Origin of the sequence: Pseudomonas persica (assembly GCF_900291015.1) — a bacterium.
Taxonomy (GTDB): domain Bacteria; phylum Pseudomonadota; class Gammaproteobacteria; order Pseudomonadales; family Pseudomonadaceae; genus Aquipseudomonas.
Genome location: NZ_OLKL01000051.1, coordinates 41,858 through 57,388, shown reverse-complemented (window position 1 = coordinate 57,388; position 15,531 = coordinate 41,858). Strand labels below are relative to the sequence as shown.

14 protein-coding genes are annotated in these 15,531 nt (G+C 63.1%); 5 read left to right on the top strand and 9 right to left on the bottom strand.

Going from position 1 to position 15,531, the window contains the following annotated elements:
* Positions 1 to 9 precede the first annotated feature (9 nt).
* Both betB and betI read right to left on the bottom strand, forming a co-directional pair.
* A complete protein-coding gene (gene betB, locus FQ664_RS24120) occupies positions 10 to 1,482 on the bottom strand; it encodes a betaine-aldehyde dehydrogenase (RefSeq protein ID WP_144175420.1) in 1,473 nt (490 codons plus the stop codon).
* A 39-nt stretch (positions 1,483 to 1,521) separates the two neighbouring features.
* A complete protein-coding gene (betI, locus tag FQ664_RS24115) occupies positions 1,522 to 2,178 on the bottom strand; it encodes a transcriptional regulator BetI (RefSeq protein ID WP_119371698.1) in 657 nt (218 codons plus the stop codon).
* Positions 2,179 to 2,710: 532 nt separating this feature from the next.
* On the opposite strand from betI, the gene FQ664_RS24110 reads away from it, so the two are divergent.
* Positions 2,711 to 4,657 (top strand): BCCT family transporter, encoded by a 1,947-nt coding sequence (locus tag FQ664_RS24110; RefSeq protein WP_256676089.1) that lies wholly within the window; start codon positions 2,711 to 2,713, stop codon positions 4,655 to 4,657.
* 114 nt (positions 4,658 to 4,771) lie between these two features.
* Here FQ664_RS24110 and FQ664_RS24105 read toward each other — a convergent pair whose 3' ends face one another.
* From FQ664_RS24105 to gpmI, 4 genes are all read right to left on the bottom strand, one after another.
* The gene (locus FQ664_RS24105; protein ID WP_144175416.1) at positions 4,772 to 5,539 is read right to left on the bottom strand and encodes a divergent polysaccharide deacetylase family protein; all 768 of its coding nucleotides are present in this window, start codon (positions 5,537 to 5,539) and stop codon (positions 4,772 to 4,774) included.
* A gap of 8 nt (positions 5,540 to 5,547) precedes the next feature.
* Positions 5,548 to 6,864 carry a S41 family peptidase gene (locus FQ664_RS24100; RefSeq protein WP_144175414.1) on the bottom strand — a complete coding sequence of 439 codons (1,317 nt, stop codon included), beginning with the start codon at positions 6,862 to 6,864 and terminating at the stop codon, positions 5,548 to 5,550.
* 78 nt (positions 6,865 to 6,942) lie between these two features.
* A complete protein-coding gene (locus FQ664_RS24095; protein WP_144175412.1) occupies positions 6,943 to 8,247 on the bottom strand; it encodes a murein hydrolase activator EnvC family protein in 1,305 nt (434 codons plus the stop codon).
* Between the two features lie 143 nt (positions 8,248 to 8,390).
* Entirely contained in the window at positions 8,391 to 9,926 is a 1,536-nt protein-coding gene (gpmI, locus tag FQ664_RS24090; protein WP_144175410.1) for a 2,3-bisphosphoglycerate-independent phosphoglycerate mutase, read from the bottom strand.
* Positions 9,927 to 10,133: 207 nt separating this feature from the next.
* Here gpmI and FQ664_RS24085 point away from each other — a divergent pair, with 207 nt between their 5' ends.
* Genes FQ664_RS24085 through secB form a run of 3 tightly spaced genes read left to right on the top strand, consistent with a single transcriptional unit; the run spans position 10,134 to position 11,328 of the window.
* Positions 10,134 to 10,547, top strand: a complete 414-nt coding sequence (locus FQ664_RS24085) for a rhodanese-like domain-containing protein (RefSeq protein ID WP_144175408.1) — start codon at positions 10,134 to 10,136, stop codon at positions 10,545 to 10,547.
* Between the two features lies 1 nt (position 10,548).
* Positions 10,549 to 10,803 carry a glutaredoxin 3 gene (gene grxC, locus FQ664_RS24080; protein WP_003249204.1) on the top strand — a complete coding sequence of 85 codons (255 nt, stop codon included), beginning with the start codon at positions 10,549 to 10,551 and terminating at the stop codon, positions 10,801 to 10,803.
* Between the two features lie 39 nt (positions 10,804 to 10,842).
* Positions 10,843 to 11,328 (top strand): protein-export chaperone SecB, encoded by a 486-nt coding sequence (secB, locus tag FQ664_RS24075; protein ID WP_013974581.1) that lies wholly within the window; start codon positions 10,843 to 10,845, stop codon positions 11,326 to 11,328.
* A 162-nt stretch (positions 11,329 to 11,490) separates the two neighbouring features.
* Here secB and trmL read toward each other — a convergent pair whose 3' ends face one another.
* Positions 11,491 to 11,952 (bottom strand): tRNA (uridine(34)/cytosine(34)/5-carboxymethylaminomethyluridine(34)-2'-O)-methyltransferase TrmL, encoded by a 462-nt coding sequence (gene trmL / locus FQ664_RS24065; RefSeq protein ID WP_144175406.1) that lies wholly within the window; start codon positions 11,950 to 11,952, stop codon positions 11,491 to 11,493.
* On the opposite strand from trmL, the gene FQ664_RS24060 reads away from it, so the two are divergent.
* The gene (locus tag FQ664_RS24060; protein WP_144175404.1) at positions 11,951 to 12,388 is read left to right on the top strand and encodes a hypothetical protein; all 438 of its coding nucleotides are present in this window, start codon (positions 11,951 to 11,953) and stop codon (positions 12,386 to 12,388) included. The genes trmL and FQ664_RS24060 overlap by 2 nt on opposite strands.
* Before the next feature lie 378 nt (positions 12,389 to 12,766).
* Here FQ664_RS24060 and ntrC read toward each other — a convergent pair whose 3' ends face one another.
* Both ntrC and glnL read right to left on the bottom strand, forming a co-directional pair.
* A complete protein-coding gene (ntrC, locus tag FQ664_RS24055; protein ID WP_144175402.1) occupies positions 12,767 to 14,203 on the bottom strand; it encodes a nitrogen regulation protein NR(I) in 1,437 nt (478 codons plus the stop codon).
* Entirely contained in the window at positions 14,200 to 15,285 is a 1,086-nt protein-coding gene (gene glnL / locus FQ664_RS24050; protein WP_085663480.1) for a nitrogen regulation protein NR(II), read from the bottom strand. The genes ntrC and glnL overlap by 4 nt, the downstream gene beginning before the upstream one ends.
* Positions 15,286 to 15,531 lie beyond the last annotated feature (246 nt).

Sequence of the window (15,531 nt, the reverse complement as noted above, 5' to 3'; positions counted from 1 at the left end):
TACAGGGCCTTAGAAGACCGAGTTGTAGCCGCCCAGCTCGACCTGGACCGACTTGATGCGAGTGTATTGAGCCAGCGAGCTGACGCCGTTCTCACGGCCGACACCCGACTGCTTGTAGCCACCGACCGGCATTTCGGCCGGCGATTCGCCCCAGGCGTTGATCCAGCAGATACCGGCTTCCAGCTTGTGGATGATGCGGTGGGCGCGGGTGATGTCGTTGGTGCACACACCGGCGGCCAGGCCGTATTCGGTGTCGTTGGCGCGACGGATCACTTCTTCTTCGGTTTCGTAGGTGAGGATGCTCATCACCGGGCCGAAGATCTCTTCCTTGACGATGGTCATGTCGTCGGTGCAGTCGGTGAACACGGTCGGGGCCACGAACGCGCCCTTGGCGAAGTCACCAGCGGTCAGGCGCTCGCCACCGCACAGCACGCGGGCACCTTCTTCTTTGCCCTTGGCGATGTAGCCGAGCACGCTTTCCATGTGCTGGAAGCTGACCAGCGGGCCGAAGTTGGTGTTTTCGTCTTCCGGGTTGCCAGCGCGGATGCGGGCAACGCGTTCGACGATCTTGGCTTCGAAGGCCGCCTTCATTTCAGTCGGGATGAACACGCGGGTGCCGTTGGTGCACACCTGACCCGAGCTGTAGAAGTTGGCCATCATGGCGATGTCGGCGGCCTTGTCCAGGTCGGCATCGGCGCAGATGATCAGTGGCGACTTGCCGCCCAGTTCCATGGTGACTTCCTTGAGCGACGAGCTCGAGGCACTGGCCATGACCTTCTTGCCGGTGGTGGTGCCGCCGGTGAAGGAGACTTTTTCGATGCGTGGGTGCTCGGTCAGCCAGGTGCCGACTTCGCGACCGCTGCCGGTCAGAACGTTGAACACGCCGTTCGGCAGGCCGGCTTCGGTGTAGATCTCGGCCAGTTTCAGGGTGGTCAGCGAGGTGACTTCCGATGGCTTGAAGATCATCGCGTTGCCGGCGGCCAAGGCCGGGGCGGATTTCCACAGGGCGATCTGGATCGGGTAGTTCCAGGCGCCGATACCGGCGGTCACGCCCAGCGGCTCGCGGCGGGTGTAGACGAAGGACGATTCACGCAGCGGGATCTGCTCGCCTTCGATGGCCGGTACCAGGCCAGCGTAGTACTCCAGCACGTCGGCGCCGGTGACGATGTCGACGTAGCGGGTTTCCGAGTACGACTTGCCGGTGTCCAGGGTTTCCAGCATGGCCAGCTCGTCGTTGCGCTCGCGCAGGATCTCGACGGCGCGGCGCAGGATGCGCGAACGCTGCATGGCAGTCATCGCGGCCCAGACTTTCTGGCCACGTTCGGCGCTTTCGACGGCCTTCTCGACGTCAGCCTCGGTGGCACGTTGCACGTGGGCGAGGACTTCGCCGGTGGCCGGGTTGATGGCTTCGAAAGTGGCATCGCTGCCAGCGTCGACGTAAGCACCATCAATGTAGAGTTTTTGCGTTCCGAAACGGGCCATAGTGTCCTCGCAAGTGCAGTGTGTGGTTTGGCTTGCGCGTCACGCTCCTGCCGGGTTGGCAAGGGCCGTGCGCGGTTGTTCAGCGGCCTGGTCGTTTGTACCCAGGGTGTGCTGTTTAGCCAGTTGTAGATCCATGTATTCGTAAGCAATCCGTATTGCCTGGTCGGTGTCGAATGCATCACCCGACAGGGCGCCACGCAGCCACAAGCCGTCGATCAGAGCCGCCAGGCCTCGGGCTGCCTTGCGCGCATGGTAGAGCGGCAGGGCGCGGCGGAACTGGCAGCACAGGTTGGAATACAGGCGGTGGTCGTTGATCCGCTGCAACCTGTGCAAATCGGGCTGGTGCATGCTGGAAGCCCAGAAGGCCAACCAGGTTTTCATCGCCGGGCCGTTCACCTGGCTGGCATCGAAGTTGCCCTCGATGATCACTTTCAGGTGGGCGCGCGGGCTGTCGTCCGTCAGGGCCAGGCGACGTGCTCTGACACCTTCGTTGAGCATGTTCATGATGTAACCCATCGTCGCTGCGATCAGGCCGTTCTTGTCCCGAAAGTAGTGACTGATGATGCCGTTCGACACGCCGGCCAAACGGGCAATCAGCGCAATGCTGGCGTCCCCCAGTCCGACCTGATCGACCGCCTGCAACGTGGCTTCGATCAACTGCTGGCGGCGGATGGGTTGCATACCGACCTTGGGCATCTAGCTATCTCCTCAGGCCTGCGAGCAGACGACGGGCGGCTGACTCGGCGAAGACCAGTCTATTTTGTTTTGATTGAACGTTCAATCAATAAAGAATAAGCTCTGCGACAATTTGTGCCATTGACAGTTTTTCAGGCGGTCGAGAAAGCACGGATTGACACCCCAGGAAATCGCGTAACCCCCGGAATACAAGGCGTTGACGGGCATGAGCGATGCGAAATGCAGATTCTGCCGTGCGGTCATGGACCCTGCGGCGGGCCCTTGGAGCGGGCGGGGTGATCTGTGACGAATGCGCGCACCTCAGCTGAGGCGTGGCATTTGCAGCAGGCCACCTGTCTGATTTTTGCAACGTATCGATTCGGGATCACGGTTTCCAGGGTGCTTTTATAACACCTGATGCAGTGGGGATATTCCACCAATTGCTCGGGAAAGACTGATTAGCCTCCACAGCCGCACTGCCCGGAGCATTCGTGCAATGAGTTCTGCCTCACTTACCAACCCTCCGGCCGAGAGGGTACGGGTCAACCGCGTGGTGTTCTTCACCTCCGCGCTGATGATCCTCGTTCTGACTGCCTTGCTTATCGCTGTACCCGAAACCGCCGGCCAAGTGCTGGGCGTGGCCCAGAAGTGGCTGACGCGCACCTTCGGCTGGTACTACATGCTGGCAATCGGCGGTTACCTGCTGTTCGTCATCTACCTGGCCTTCTCCGACTACGGCAAGCTCAAGCTTGGCGGCAAGGATGACCAGCCCGATTTCAGCTATGGCGCCTGGGCCGGCATGCTGTTTTCCTCCGGTATCGGCATTTCGCTGCTGTATTTCGGCGCTTCCGAGCCGCTGGACCACTATTTCAACCCACCAGAAGGCACCTCTGCCAGCCTCGACGCCGCGCGCCAGGGCCTGCAGCTGACCTTCCTGCACTGGGGCCTGCACGGCTGGGCGATCTATGCTCTGGTCGGCCTGGCCGTGGGTTACTTCGCCTACCGCCACAACCAGCCGCTGGCCCTGCGTTCGGCGCTGTACCCGCTGGTTGGTGAGCGTTGGGTCAAGGGCGCTGCCGGCAATGCCGTGGACATCTTCGGCATGTTCGTCACCCTGCTGGGCCTGGTGACCAACCTGGGCATCGGCGCCATGCAGGTGGCCTCCGGCCTGGAATACCTGTTCGGTATGGACCACAGCAAGACCAACCTGCTGATGGTGATCCTGGTCATGGCCGGCGTTGCCACCGTGGCGGCGGTCTCGGGTGTGGAAAACGGCATTCGCCGCTTGTCCAACCTGAACATCGTGCTGTTCAGCGGGCTGTTGATCTTCGTCCTGTTGGGCGGCGAAACCCTGCACCTGCTCAACGGCTTCGTGCAGAACATCGGGGACTACCTCAACGGCATCGTGCTGAAAACCTTCGACCTCTACGTGTATGAGGGCGAAGCCGGCAAATCCGAGCGCTGGCTGGGCCTGTGGACGGTGTTCTACTGGGCCTGGTGGATCTCCTGGGGCCCATTCGTCGGCATGTTCATTGCCCGTATCTCCAAGGGCCGCACCGTGCGCCAGCTGGTTAGTGGCGTGCTGCTGATTCCGCTGGGCTTCACCCTGGCCTGGCTGTCGATCTTTGGCAACACCGCGCTGGACCTGGTGATCAACCAGGGCGCCGTGGAGTTGGGCAAGACCGCCCTGGAACAGCCGTCGATGTCGATCTACCAGCTGCTGGAATACTTCCCGGCGGCCAAGATCGTGATCGGTGTAGCGGTGTTCGTCGGCTTCGTGCTGTTCCTCACCCCGGCCGACTCCGGCGCTGTGATGATGGCCAACCTGTCGTGCAAAGGCGGCAAGGTCGACGAAGACGCCCCGCACTGGATGGTGGTGTTCTGGTCGGTGGTCATCACCCTGGTCACCATCGGCCTGCTGTTCGCCGGTAACTTCGAAGCCATGCAGACCATGGTGGTGCTGGCGGGCCTGCCGTTCTCGGTGGTGCTGGTGCTGTTCATGTTCGGCCTGTACAAGGCCATGAAGCAGGACGTGGCAGTGGAAGGCGAGCGTGCCGAACTGGCTGCCCGTGGCCGTCGTGGCTTCAGCGAGCGCCTGACCCAGCTGGAACTGCAGCCGACCCAGGCCGTGGTCCAGCGCTTCATGGACAAGCAGGTCAGCCCGGCGCTGAAAGAAGCCGCCGCGCAGCTGCAGACCCTGGGTTTCGAGGTGGAAACCCGGGTTGGCCAGTCGCGCAGCATGATGGGACTGCGGGTGATGATGGACGAGGGCAACCCGTTCGTCTACGAAGTGAGCCTGGACGGCTACCTGGCCGCGCCGAGCGAGGCGCCGGTGGAGGGTGAGCCGGAAGTGCGCCAGCGCTTCTATCGTGCCGAGGTGTACCTGCACGATGGCAGCCAGGAGTACGACCTGATGGGCTTTGCACCAGAGCAGATCGTGCGTGACGTGCTGGACCAGTTCGAAAGCCACCGCCAGTTGCTGGGGCGTGTGTATAGCTGAGTGCTGTTGAGGCAAAAGAAAACCCCGCTCACCTGAGCGGGGTTTTTTATTGGGGCCGCTTTGCCGCCCTTCGCGGCAGTTCGGCGCGAAGGGCGGCAAAGCAGCCACGGTTTCTCAGCGATTGGAGTAGCGGCCATTCTTGCCATGCCCCGGCATCGCCTGATTGCTGCGCACGGCGATCATCTGCGTGAGCCGGATCAGCTCGATGCCTTGGCTCCTGAGCCGTGGCAACTCCCGTTCCAGCACTTCCAGAGTCTGTGGATAAGGATGCCCGATCAGCACCGCCGACCCCTGTTTGCGCGCCAGGGCGATGCCTTGCTGCAACTGCCCGGTGATTGCCTCGGTAGTGCGCACATCATCAAGGAACACATCACGCGAAACGTGGGCCAGGCCGATGCGCTGGGCCTCGGCTGCGGCCACGGTGGCGGCGCTGGTACGGCTGTCGACGAAGAACAGGTGACGTTGCTGCAACTCGCCCATCAACCAGGCCATCGGCTCACGTTGGGCGGTCATGCGGCTGCCCATGTGGTTGTTGATGCCGGCGGCGTAAGGGACCTTGGCCAGGGCCGCCTCCAGGCGTTTGGCCAGCTCTTCGGTCGGTATGCCGGGGTGCCAGGCGTAGGGCCCGGTGGCCGGGTCCATGGGCATGTGCAGGATCACCGTCTTGCCGGCTTTATGCGCCTGGCGGGCAAAGTCGGTGGCATGCGGGGTGTCGGGCATGATCGCCATGGTCACCGGGCCGGGCAGGGCCAGGGTACGGCTGTCGCGCTCGCTGCTCTGGCCCAGGTCGTCGATGATGATACTCATGTAGGCCTTGCCGGCCGGTGCCGCTTGCGCGACCCCGGCCATCAGGCAGAACAGCAGACACAGCAGATAACGCATGGAGTGGATCAGTCGCCCTTGGTGATGTTCAGGCCCTTGAGCAGGCTCAGGGCCTGGCTCAGCTGGAAGTCGTCATCCTGCGGGCGCTCCTTGCGCTTGCCGCTGCCGGTCGGGCGGTCGGCGCCGCCGTTGCCGTTGCCCAGGTGGCCTTGCAGGTCGGCTTCCTTGAAATTGTCGGTGTCGGCTTCGGCGGTGAGCTTGGCCGGGCGCACTTCGATGTCGGGGACAATGCCCTGGGCCTGGATCGAGCGGCCATTGGGGGTGAAGTACAGCGCGGTGGTCAGCTTCAGCGCACGGTCGTTGGCCAGTGGCAGCACGGTCTGCACCGAGCCTTTGCCGAAGCTGTCGGTGCCCATCAGCACAGCACGTTTCTGGTCTTGCAGGGCGCCGGCGACAATCTCCGAGGCCGAGGCGCTGCCGCCGTTGATCAGCACTACCAGCGGCACGCCGTTGCTGGCGTCGGCCGGGTCGGCCGAGAAGCGCAGTTCGGAGTTGGCGATACGGCCCTTGGTGTAGACGATCAGGCCCTTGGTCAGGAAGTGGTCGGCCACTTCCACCGCCGACTGCAGCACGCCGCCCGGGTTGTTGCGCAGGTCCAGCACCACGCCGCGCAGCTTCTTGCCGTTGTCCTTGCGCAGCTTGGCCAGGGCCTTGCCTACTTCGTCGCCGGTCTTGACCTGGAACTGGGTGATGCGGATGTAGCCGTAGTCGTTCTCCAGCAGCTGGCTCTTCACGCTCTTGACCTGGATGACCGCGCGGGCCAGGGTCACATCGAAGGGGTTGCCGCCGTCGCGCACCAGGGTCAGGGTGATTTTCTCGCCGACCTTGCCGCGCATCTTGTCGACCGCTTCGGTCATGGTCTGGCCGCGGGTCGGGGCGCCGTTGATCTTGACGATCAGGTCGCCGGCCTGCACGCCAGCACGTGAGGCCGGGGTGTCATCGATCGGCGAGACTACCTTGATGAAGCCGTCTTCCTGGCCTACTTCGATGCCCAGCCCGCCGAACTCGCCGCTGGTGCTTTCCTGCAGCTCCTGGAAGTCCTCGGGGCCGAGGTAGGCCGAGTGCGGGTCGAGGTTGCTGAGCATGCCCTTGATGGCATTTTCCAGCAGGGTCTTGTCATCCACCGGCTCGACATAGGCCGCCTTGATGCGGTCCATGACCTCGGCGAAGGTGCGCAGCTCTTCCAGCGGCAGTGGCGCCTTGGCGGTCACCTCGGTGGCCGGTACTGCGGCCGGTTTGGCTGGCTCTGCGGCAGTGGCCAGGGGCGCGCCGACCGCCAGGGCGATGGACAGGGCCAGCTGGGTGAGACGAGGCGAGTGCAGCATGTCGAACGAACTCCTGATCCTGTAAGCGCTCCCTGGGGAGCATCGGCGCAGCCCGTGGGCTACGCCGGAGAAATTTGACTAGCCGCGGCACCACTGCGAAGGGTCGGTAGGCCGGCCCTGCTGGCGGATGGCGAAGTACAAGCCGGCAGCGTCCTGGCCGCCGCTGTCGCCAACGGTGGAAATGGCCTCGCCGGCCTTGACGATATCACCGGCGCTCTTGAGCAGGCTCTGGTTATGGCCGTACAGGCTCAGGTAACCGTTGCCGTGGTCGAGAATGACCAGAAGCCCGGCACCGCGCAACCAGTCGGCGAACACCACGCGCCCGCCGTGCACGGCACGTACCTGGGTGCCCGGGTGGGCGCTGATCATCACCCCGTCCCACTTGGCGCGGGCATCGCTGCCGCGGGCATCACCGAAGCGTGCCAGCAATCGACCATTGACTGGCCAGGGAAGTTTTCCCCGTGCGGCAGAAAATGCGCCGCCGTAGCTCGCACCGTCGCTGGAAACCAGCGGGCCCAGCGTGGTGCGGGCCTTTTTCGGTGGTTCCACCGGTTCGCGGGCCTGTTCACGGGCGGCAGCGGCGGCCAGGGCTTCCTGCTGGCGGCGTTTTTCCGCTTCCTGCTGGGCCAGCAAGGCCTTCTTGCGCGCCTCTTCGGCCTCCCGGGCCTGGCGGGCGAGGGTTTCCTCGATGGTCTTGAGTACTTTGGCCAGGTCGGCCTGGTCCTGCTCGCGCGACTGCAGCTTCTGGTCGCGGTCTTTCATGTCGCTGTTGAGCTTGGCCAGCACCTGTTGGCGCTTGCCGCGCTCGGTTTCCAGAGCCTGGCGGCGGCTGTCGAGGTCGGCGCGCTGGGCCAGCAGCTGTTGCTGCTGAGTGGCGATGTCCTGTTCGACGTTGGCCAGTTGGCGCAGGGTCTCGTTGAAGGTGCGCAGTTGCTCCAGGCGCGCCTTGCTCAGGTAGTCGTAGTAGGTGAGGGTGCGGGCGAACTTCTCGGGGTTCTGCTGGTTGAGCAGCAGCTTGAGGTATTCCTCGCGGCCGTTCTGGTAGGCCGAACGGGCCTGGATGGCGATCAGTCGCTGTTGTTCAACGCGGGCGCTCTGGAGTTTTTTTTTCTCGGTATCAAGGCGCTCCAGCTCGCCCTCGGTCTTTTTTAGTTCTTGCTGCAGCGCCTCCACTTGCTTTTCGAGGTTGCCGATATCGGTCTCGGTGGCTTTGAGGTCCTTTTGCACACCGGCCTTTTCTTCCTGGAGCTTGCCCAGTGTTTTCTTGAGCTCGGCAATGTCCTGGCGGGTGGCGTCCAGTTGCTGCTGGGTCTGCGCACGCTCATCGGCAAAAGCCGGGCTGAGCAGGCAAGACAGGGCTAGGAGGATCAGGGCGCGAAGCATGGGGTTTGGCGTACCAGGGATGGAGACTGGCCTAGTATGCCCGCCCGGGCGGGCAAAAAAAACGCCTCGCTGCGGGTGCAGGGGGGCGTTTGTCTGGAATTCATATGCAAAGGGGGCCGCAAAGCGGCCCCAATAACACAGAATCAGGCGTCAACCAGGATCGAGGTGCCGGTCATTTCCACCGGCTTTTCCAGCCCCAGCAGCTTCAGCATGGTCGGCGCCACATCAGCCAATACGCCGCCGTCACGCACCTTGACGTTGCGCTTGCCCACATAGATGAACGGCACTGGCTCGGTGGTATGCGCGGTGTGCGCCTGGCCGGTGCACTCGTCTTCCATCTGCTCGACGTTGCCGTGGTCGGCGGTGATCAGCGCTTCGCCGCCGACCTTGTCCAGCGCTTCGACGATGCGCCCGACGCAGCCATCCAGGGCCTCGACGGCCTTCACCGCAGCTTCGAACACGCCGGTATGGCCGACCATGTCGCCGTTGGCGTAGTTGACCACGATCACGTCATAACGCTGCTGCTCGATGGCCTCGACGATGCGCTCGGTCACCTCCGGCGCACTCATTTCCGGCTGCAGGTCGTAGGTGGCGACCTTCGGCGACGGGATCAGGATGCGCTCTTCGCCTTCGAACGGCTCTTCGCGGCCACCGGAGAAGAAGAAGGTAACGTGGGCGTACTTCTCGGTCTCGGCGATGCGCAGTTGGGTCTTGCCGTTCTTCGCCAGGTACTCGCCCAGCACGTTGTGCAGGCTGGCCGGGGCGAAGGCGGCAGGGGCCGGGATCTTCGACGAGTACTGGGTCAGGCCGATGTAGGCCGCCAGTTCTGGCAGGCGGGTGCGGGGGAATTCGTTGAAGTCGGTTTCGACGAACACGCGCGACAGTTCGCGGGCACGGTCGGCGCGGAAGTTCATGAAGATCACCGCGTCGCCGTCTTCGACCTTGACTGCGTCACCGATGCGCGTGGCCTTGACGAACTCGTCGCTCTCGTCGCGGGCGTAGGCTGCTTCCAGGCCGGCCAGGGCGGTGTCGGCGGTGTATTCGGCAGCGCTGTCGACGATCAGGTTGTAGGCGGCGCTGACGCGGTCCCAGCGGTTGTCGCGGTCCATGGCGTAGTAGCGGCCGATCAGGCTGGCGATGCGGCCCTTGCCCAGCCTGGCGAAGGTGGCGTCGAGCAGTTCGATGGACGACTGCGCGCTGCGTGGCGGTGTGTCGCGGCCATCGAGGAAGGCGTGCAGGTAGATCTTTTCTGCGCCGCGCTGCGCGGCCAGTTCGGCCATGGCCACCAGGTGGTCCTGGTGGCTGTGTACGCCGCCATCGGACAGCAGGCCAAGGATGTGCACGGCCTTGCCGGCAGCAGCAGCCTTGTCCACGGCGCCGGTCAGTACCGGGTTCTCGAAGAACTCGCCGTCGCGGATGGCCTTGGTCACCCGGGTGAAGTCCTGGTACACCACGCGGCCGGCGCCAAGGTTCATGTGACCGACTTCGGAGTTGCCCATCTGCCCGTCCGGCAGGCCGACATCCATGCCCGAGCCGGAAATGAGGCCATGCGGCTGGCTGGCGCGCAGGCGGTCATAGACCGGTGTGTTGGCGGCATAGATGGCGTTGTATTCGGGGCTTTCGCTGTGGCCGAAGCCATCCAGGATGATCAGGACCAGGGGTTTGGGCGTACTCGTCATCAATCAAACTCACGGTTGTTCAAAGATGATAAAGACACGCATTTTAGGGCAAATGTGCCAGCGGCGGCGAATATTCGTCCCAGTCCCCCGACCGGCGCGCACGTGGTAGCAATGTGCAGGTGGTTTCGCCGCCGGCCCGCCGGGCTTTGGTGGCAATAAGGGGCTGTGTATACTGGCCGGCATTTTCAATCGCGTGGAACACCCCAGATGGTTGCTAACCTGATTCAATTTGCGACAAACCACTACATCCTGGTGGCGATCTTCGTTGTTTTGCTGGTCGCGCTGCTGGTCAACGAAATCCGCCGCGGCGGCCAGAGCCTGAGCAATGGCCAGCTGACTGCCCTGGTCAATGCCGAGAAAGCCCTGGTCATCGACATCCGTCCGACCAAGGAATACTCCGCCGGTCACATCGTCGGTGCGGTGAACATCCCGCAGGACAAGCTGGTCAACCGCATGGCCGAGCTGGACAAGCACAAAGAGAAGACCCTGATCGTCGTCGACTCGATGGGCCAGCAGTCCGGCACCATCTGCCGCGAACTGCTCAAGGCTGGTTACAACGCCGCCAAGCTGAGCGGTGGCGTTTCCAGCTGGAAAGCCGATAACCTGCCCCTGGTGAAGTGATATGAAGCCCGTCATCGTCTATTCCAGCGACTACTGCCCCTACTGCATGCGCGCCAAGTACCTGCTCGAGAGCAAGGGCGTAGCCTTCGAGGAAATCAAGGTCGACGGCAAGCCGCAGGTTCGTGCCGAAATGAGCCAGAAGGCCGGCCGTACATCGGTGCCGCAGATCTGGATCGGCAGCACCCACGTCGGTGGATGCGATGACCTTTATGCCCTGGAGCGCGCCGGCAAGCTCGATGCGCTGCTGGCGGCCTGATTTGCACTGCATTCAAAAACATTAGGATAAGGATCTGCCATGACTGACCAACAGACCAACGGCGCTGCTGCAGAAGACAACAGCCCTCAGTTCTCCATGCAGCGCATCTATGTGCGCGACCTGTCGTTCGAGGCCCCGAAAAGCCCGCAGATCTTCCGCCAGACCTGGGAGCCGAGCGTTGCCCTGGACCTGAACACCAAGCAGAAAGCCCTGGAAGGTGACTTCCACGAGGTGGTGCTGACCCTGTCGGTTACCGTCAAGAACGGTGACGAAGTGGCCTTCATCGCTGAAGTGCAGCAGGCCGGCATCTTCCTGATCAAGAACCTGGATGCGGCTTCGATGAGCCACACCCTGGGTGCGTTCTGCCCGAACATTCTGTTCCCGTACGCCCGCGAGACCCTCGACAGCCTGGTGACCCGCGGTTCGTTCCCGGCCCTGATGCTGTCGCCGGTCAACTTCGACGCCCTGTACGCGCAAGAAATGCAGCGCATGCAGGAAGCTGGCGAAGCGCCGACTGTTCAGTAAGTTTGCGGGTATCAAGAAAGCGCCTCTCGAGGCGCTTTTTTGTTGCCTGTGCCGGCCTTTTCGCGGGTAAACCCGCTCCCACAGATATTGCACTAGCCTCAAGCCTTGTGCGGTCCCTGTGGGAGCGGGTTTACCTGCGAAGAGGCCAGCACAGGCTAACTATCAGCTCCCGGCAAACCCGTTCTGCCGCCACGCCTCATACACCGTCACAGCCACGGTATTGGACAGGTTCAGGCTGCGGCACCCCGGCCGCATCGGCAGGCGCAGGCGCTGTTCGGCCGGCAGGCTGTCCAGCACTTCGCTCGGCAGGCCACGGCTCTCGGGCCCGAACAGGAAGGCATCACCCGCCTGGTAGGCCACTTCGTGGAACGGGTGCGAGCCCTTGGTGGTGAAGGCGAACAGTCGTGGGTTGCCCAGGCTTTCCAGGCATCCGGCCAGGCTCTCGTGGCGCTTGAGCGTGGCATACTCGTGGTAATCCAGCCCCGCGCGCCGCAGGCGCTTGTCATCCAGTTCGAAGCTGATGGGTTCGATCAGGTGCAGCTCGCAGCCGCTGTTGGCGCACAGGCGAATGATGTTGCCGGTATTCGGCGGAATTTCTGGTTGAAAAAGGATGACGTGAAACATGCACGGCTCCAAGCGTGAAGATGACGGGCATTCTACCCCCGAACCGGACGTGCGATCGAAGGCGTTCCCGCGGATGATGCTGTCACTGGCAATCGTCGGCTTGATGGTGGGGCTGATGATCGGCCGCCTGACTACGCCCGACGAGCGCGAGCTGCAGCAGGTGGAGGTGGTGCAGGATGGTCTGGAGCTGTGGTTCAACGAAGAGCCTCAGCTGCATGGCGAGAATGTGGAAGGTACGGTTGCGCTGTTGTTCCAGGCGCAGGGCCAGGCCCGGCAAGGGCAGTTGAGCCTGCAGGGCAAACCTGTGAGCTGGCGGCTGCAGAAGAGCAAGGAAGGCTTGTTGCTGACGGTGGTGGCCGCGCGCCCCCTGCACGGCGAGTGGGCCGGAGCAGAGGACGCTGGGCGCTGGCGGGTGCAGGTGAAGCTGCACGAATAAAAGAGGGGATATCCCGGCCTGCCTGTACCGAGGTCCCCAAAACTTGCGGTGTTGCGAATAAAAGAGGGGTTCACCCGGCCTGCCTGTACCAGGGCCCCCGAAACTTGGGATGTATTAGCTATTGCAGGGTGCGTGCCAGTTTTGCAAAGCCCTTGAATACTGGGATTTCAGGGTGAATTGGCCGTTTTTTGAGGGGATTTGTGCCTTCGTGAGGTGCATAGGGCACAGGAACGGTGCATGAAGCCGATATCGGTTCTGGTTCTACAAATGCATTCGCGGGTAAACCCGCTCCCACAAGTACAACGCCAGTCTCAAGGTCGGCGCCATACCTGTGGGAGCGGGTTTACCCGCGAATGCGTCGGTGCAGCCAGTCAAGGATTAATGGTCATCACCTTCCTCATCATCCCCACCCGCCACATTCATCCCCAGTTCCTTGATCTTGCGCGTCAGGGTATTGCGCCCCCAGCCCAGCAACAGCGCGGCATCGCGGCGGCGCCCGGCGGTGTGCTTGAGCGCCGTCTCGATCATGATCCGTTCGAAGCTCGGCACCGCACTGTCCAGCAGGCTGGTCTGCCCACGTGCCAGCGCCTGGTCTGCCCACTGGCGCAGGGCCTGCTCCCAGTTGGTTACCGGCGCGGCGTCCTGTGGCAGGTTCAGCAGTTCGGGCGGCAGGTCGCCAATCAGCACTTCGCGGCTGGAGGCCATCACGGTGATCCAGCGGCAGGTGTTCTCCATCTGCCGTACGTTGCCCGGCCACGGCAGGTTGCGGATGAACTCTTCGGTTTCCGGCCTGAGGATCTTCGGCTCGACCGCCAGTTCCTGGGCGGCGCGGGCGAGGAAGTGGCGGGCCAGGGCGGGGATATCCTCGCGGCGGTCGGCCAGCCGTGGAATGTGGATGCGAATCACGTTCAGGCGGTGGAACAAGTCCTCGCGGAACTTGCCGGCCTGTACCAGCGACTCCAGATTCTGGTGGGTGGCGGCGATGATGCGCACGTCGACCTTGACCGGCACGTGGCCACCCACGCGATAGAACTCGCCATCGGCCAGCACCCGCAGCAGGCGGGTCTGGGTGTCGGCGGGCATGTCGCCGATCTCGTCGAGGAACAGGGTACCGCCGTCGGCCTGCTCGAAGCGCCCCCGGCGCAGGTTGGCCGCACCGGTGAAGGCGCCTTTCTCATGGCCGAATAGCTCGGACTCCATCAGGTCCTTGGGAATGGCGGCCATGTTCAGGGCGATGAAGGGCGACGCCGCACGTGGGCTGTGGCGATGCAGGGCGTGGGCCACCAGTTCCTTGCCGGTACCGGACTCGCCGTTGATCAGCACGGTGATGTTGGAGTGGCTGAGGCGGCCGATGGCGCGGAACACCTCCTGCATCGCTGGTGCTTCACCAATGATTTCCGGGGTGCGCGCCAGGTTTTGCGGTACATCCAGCCCTTGTTGTTCCTGGGCGTGCTGGTTGGCGCGCTTGACCAGCGAGACCGCCTCGTCCACATCGAATGGCTTGGGCAGGTACTCGAAGGCGCCACCCTGGTACGACGCCACGGCGCTGTCCAGGTCGGAGTGGGCAGTCATGATGATGACTGGCAGGCGCGGGTGCTGCTCGCGAATCTGCGCCAGCAGGTCGAGGCCACTGGTGCCGGGCATGCGGATGTCGGAAATGATCACGTCCGGTTGCTGGCGTGCCAGGCGGCCCATCACGCCATCGGCGCTGTCGAAGCTCTGGGTGGTCATGCCTTCCTGTTGCAGGGCTTTTTCCAGGACCCAGCGGATGGAACGATCATCGTCGACGATCCATACGGTTTCACTTCGGCTCATGAGGCGGTGGCTCCTTGTTCCAGAGGCAGGTAGATCGAGAAGGCGGTGTGGCCTGCATGGCTTTCACACTCGATCAGGCCCTGGTGCTGGCTGATGATGTTCTGGGTAATGGCCAGGCCCAGCCCGGTACCGTCCGGGCGGCCGCTGACCATGGGATAGAAGAGGGTGTCCTGCAGCTCCGGCGGGATGCCCGGGCCGTTGTCGATGATCTCCACCCGTGCTACCAGGCGATGGCGCACGTGGCCGATGGTGAACTGGCGCAGGGCACGGCTGCGCAGGGTGATGCGGCCCAGGCGCAATTCGTTCTGCGAACTGATCGCCTGCATGGCGTTGCGCACGATGTTGAGCACGGCCTGGATCATCTGCTCGCGGTCGATCAACACATCCGGCAGGCTGGGGTCGTAATCGCGCACCAAAGTGATGCAACCCTGGCTTTCAGCCTCTACCAGGCTGCAGACCCGCTCCAGTACTTCGTGGATGTTGGTCATGGCCAGCGACGGTAGCTTGTTCGAGCCGAGCATGCGGTCGACCAGGTTACGCAGGCGGTCGGCTTCCTCGATGATGACGTTGGTGTAGTCGCGCAGACCTTCCTCAGGCAGCTCGCGGGCCAGCAGCTGGGCTGCGCCGCGGATGCCGCCGAGCGGGTTCTTGATTTCGTGGGCCAGACCGCGCACCAGCATCTTGGTGGTTTCCTGCTTGCTCAGCTGAGCCTCTTCCTTGGTGATGCGCAGCAGCCGGTCACGCGGGTGAACCTCCAGCAGCAGCAGGGTCTGACCCTGATGCAGGATCGGCGTTACCGCGTAGTCGACGGTGATGGCCTGCCCGGTCAGCGAGGTGAGCTGCGCTTCGCGCTTGGTGAACGGGTGCGCCTGCTCGACCGCCTGGCGCAGCGAGCTGAGTGCCTCGGTCGACTCGGTGAACAGTTCGCTGATGAACTGCCCATGGCTGCGCTGGCCGCTGACCGCCAGCAGCATTTCCGCGGCCGGGTTCATGTACTCCAGGCGCAGCTCGGCATTGAGCAATAGCGTGGCGGTGGTCAGGTTGTCCAGAAGCAGACGGTGCTGTGCATCGCTGATGGTCATAAGGCGTCGTTGACCTCTTTTGGCGCTTGGCTGGCATGGCGCGGCCATGGCCGGGCGCGCGGTGGATCCGCTGATGCGAGACTCTCTACCTGCAAGAAATGCAAGAAACAAACCAAAGCTCCGAAAAGAAGCGGGATTTGCCGAAAAAGGCCTGGTTTTGCGCAAATTCGGATCAGAAAGTCTTGATGAAGCGTTTCATGTGAACCAGATTGGGGAGCAAATAAGGGCGCGGCGCTCAACCGTGCA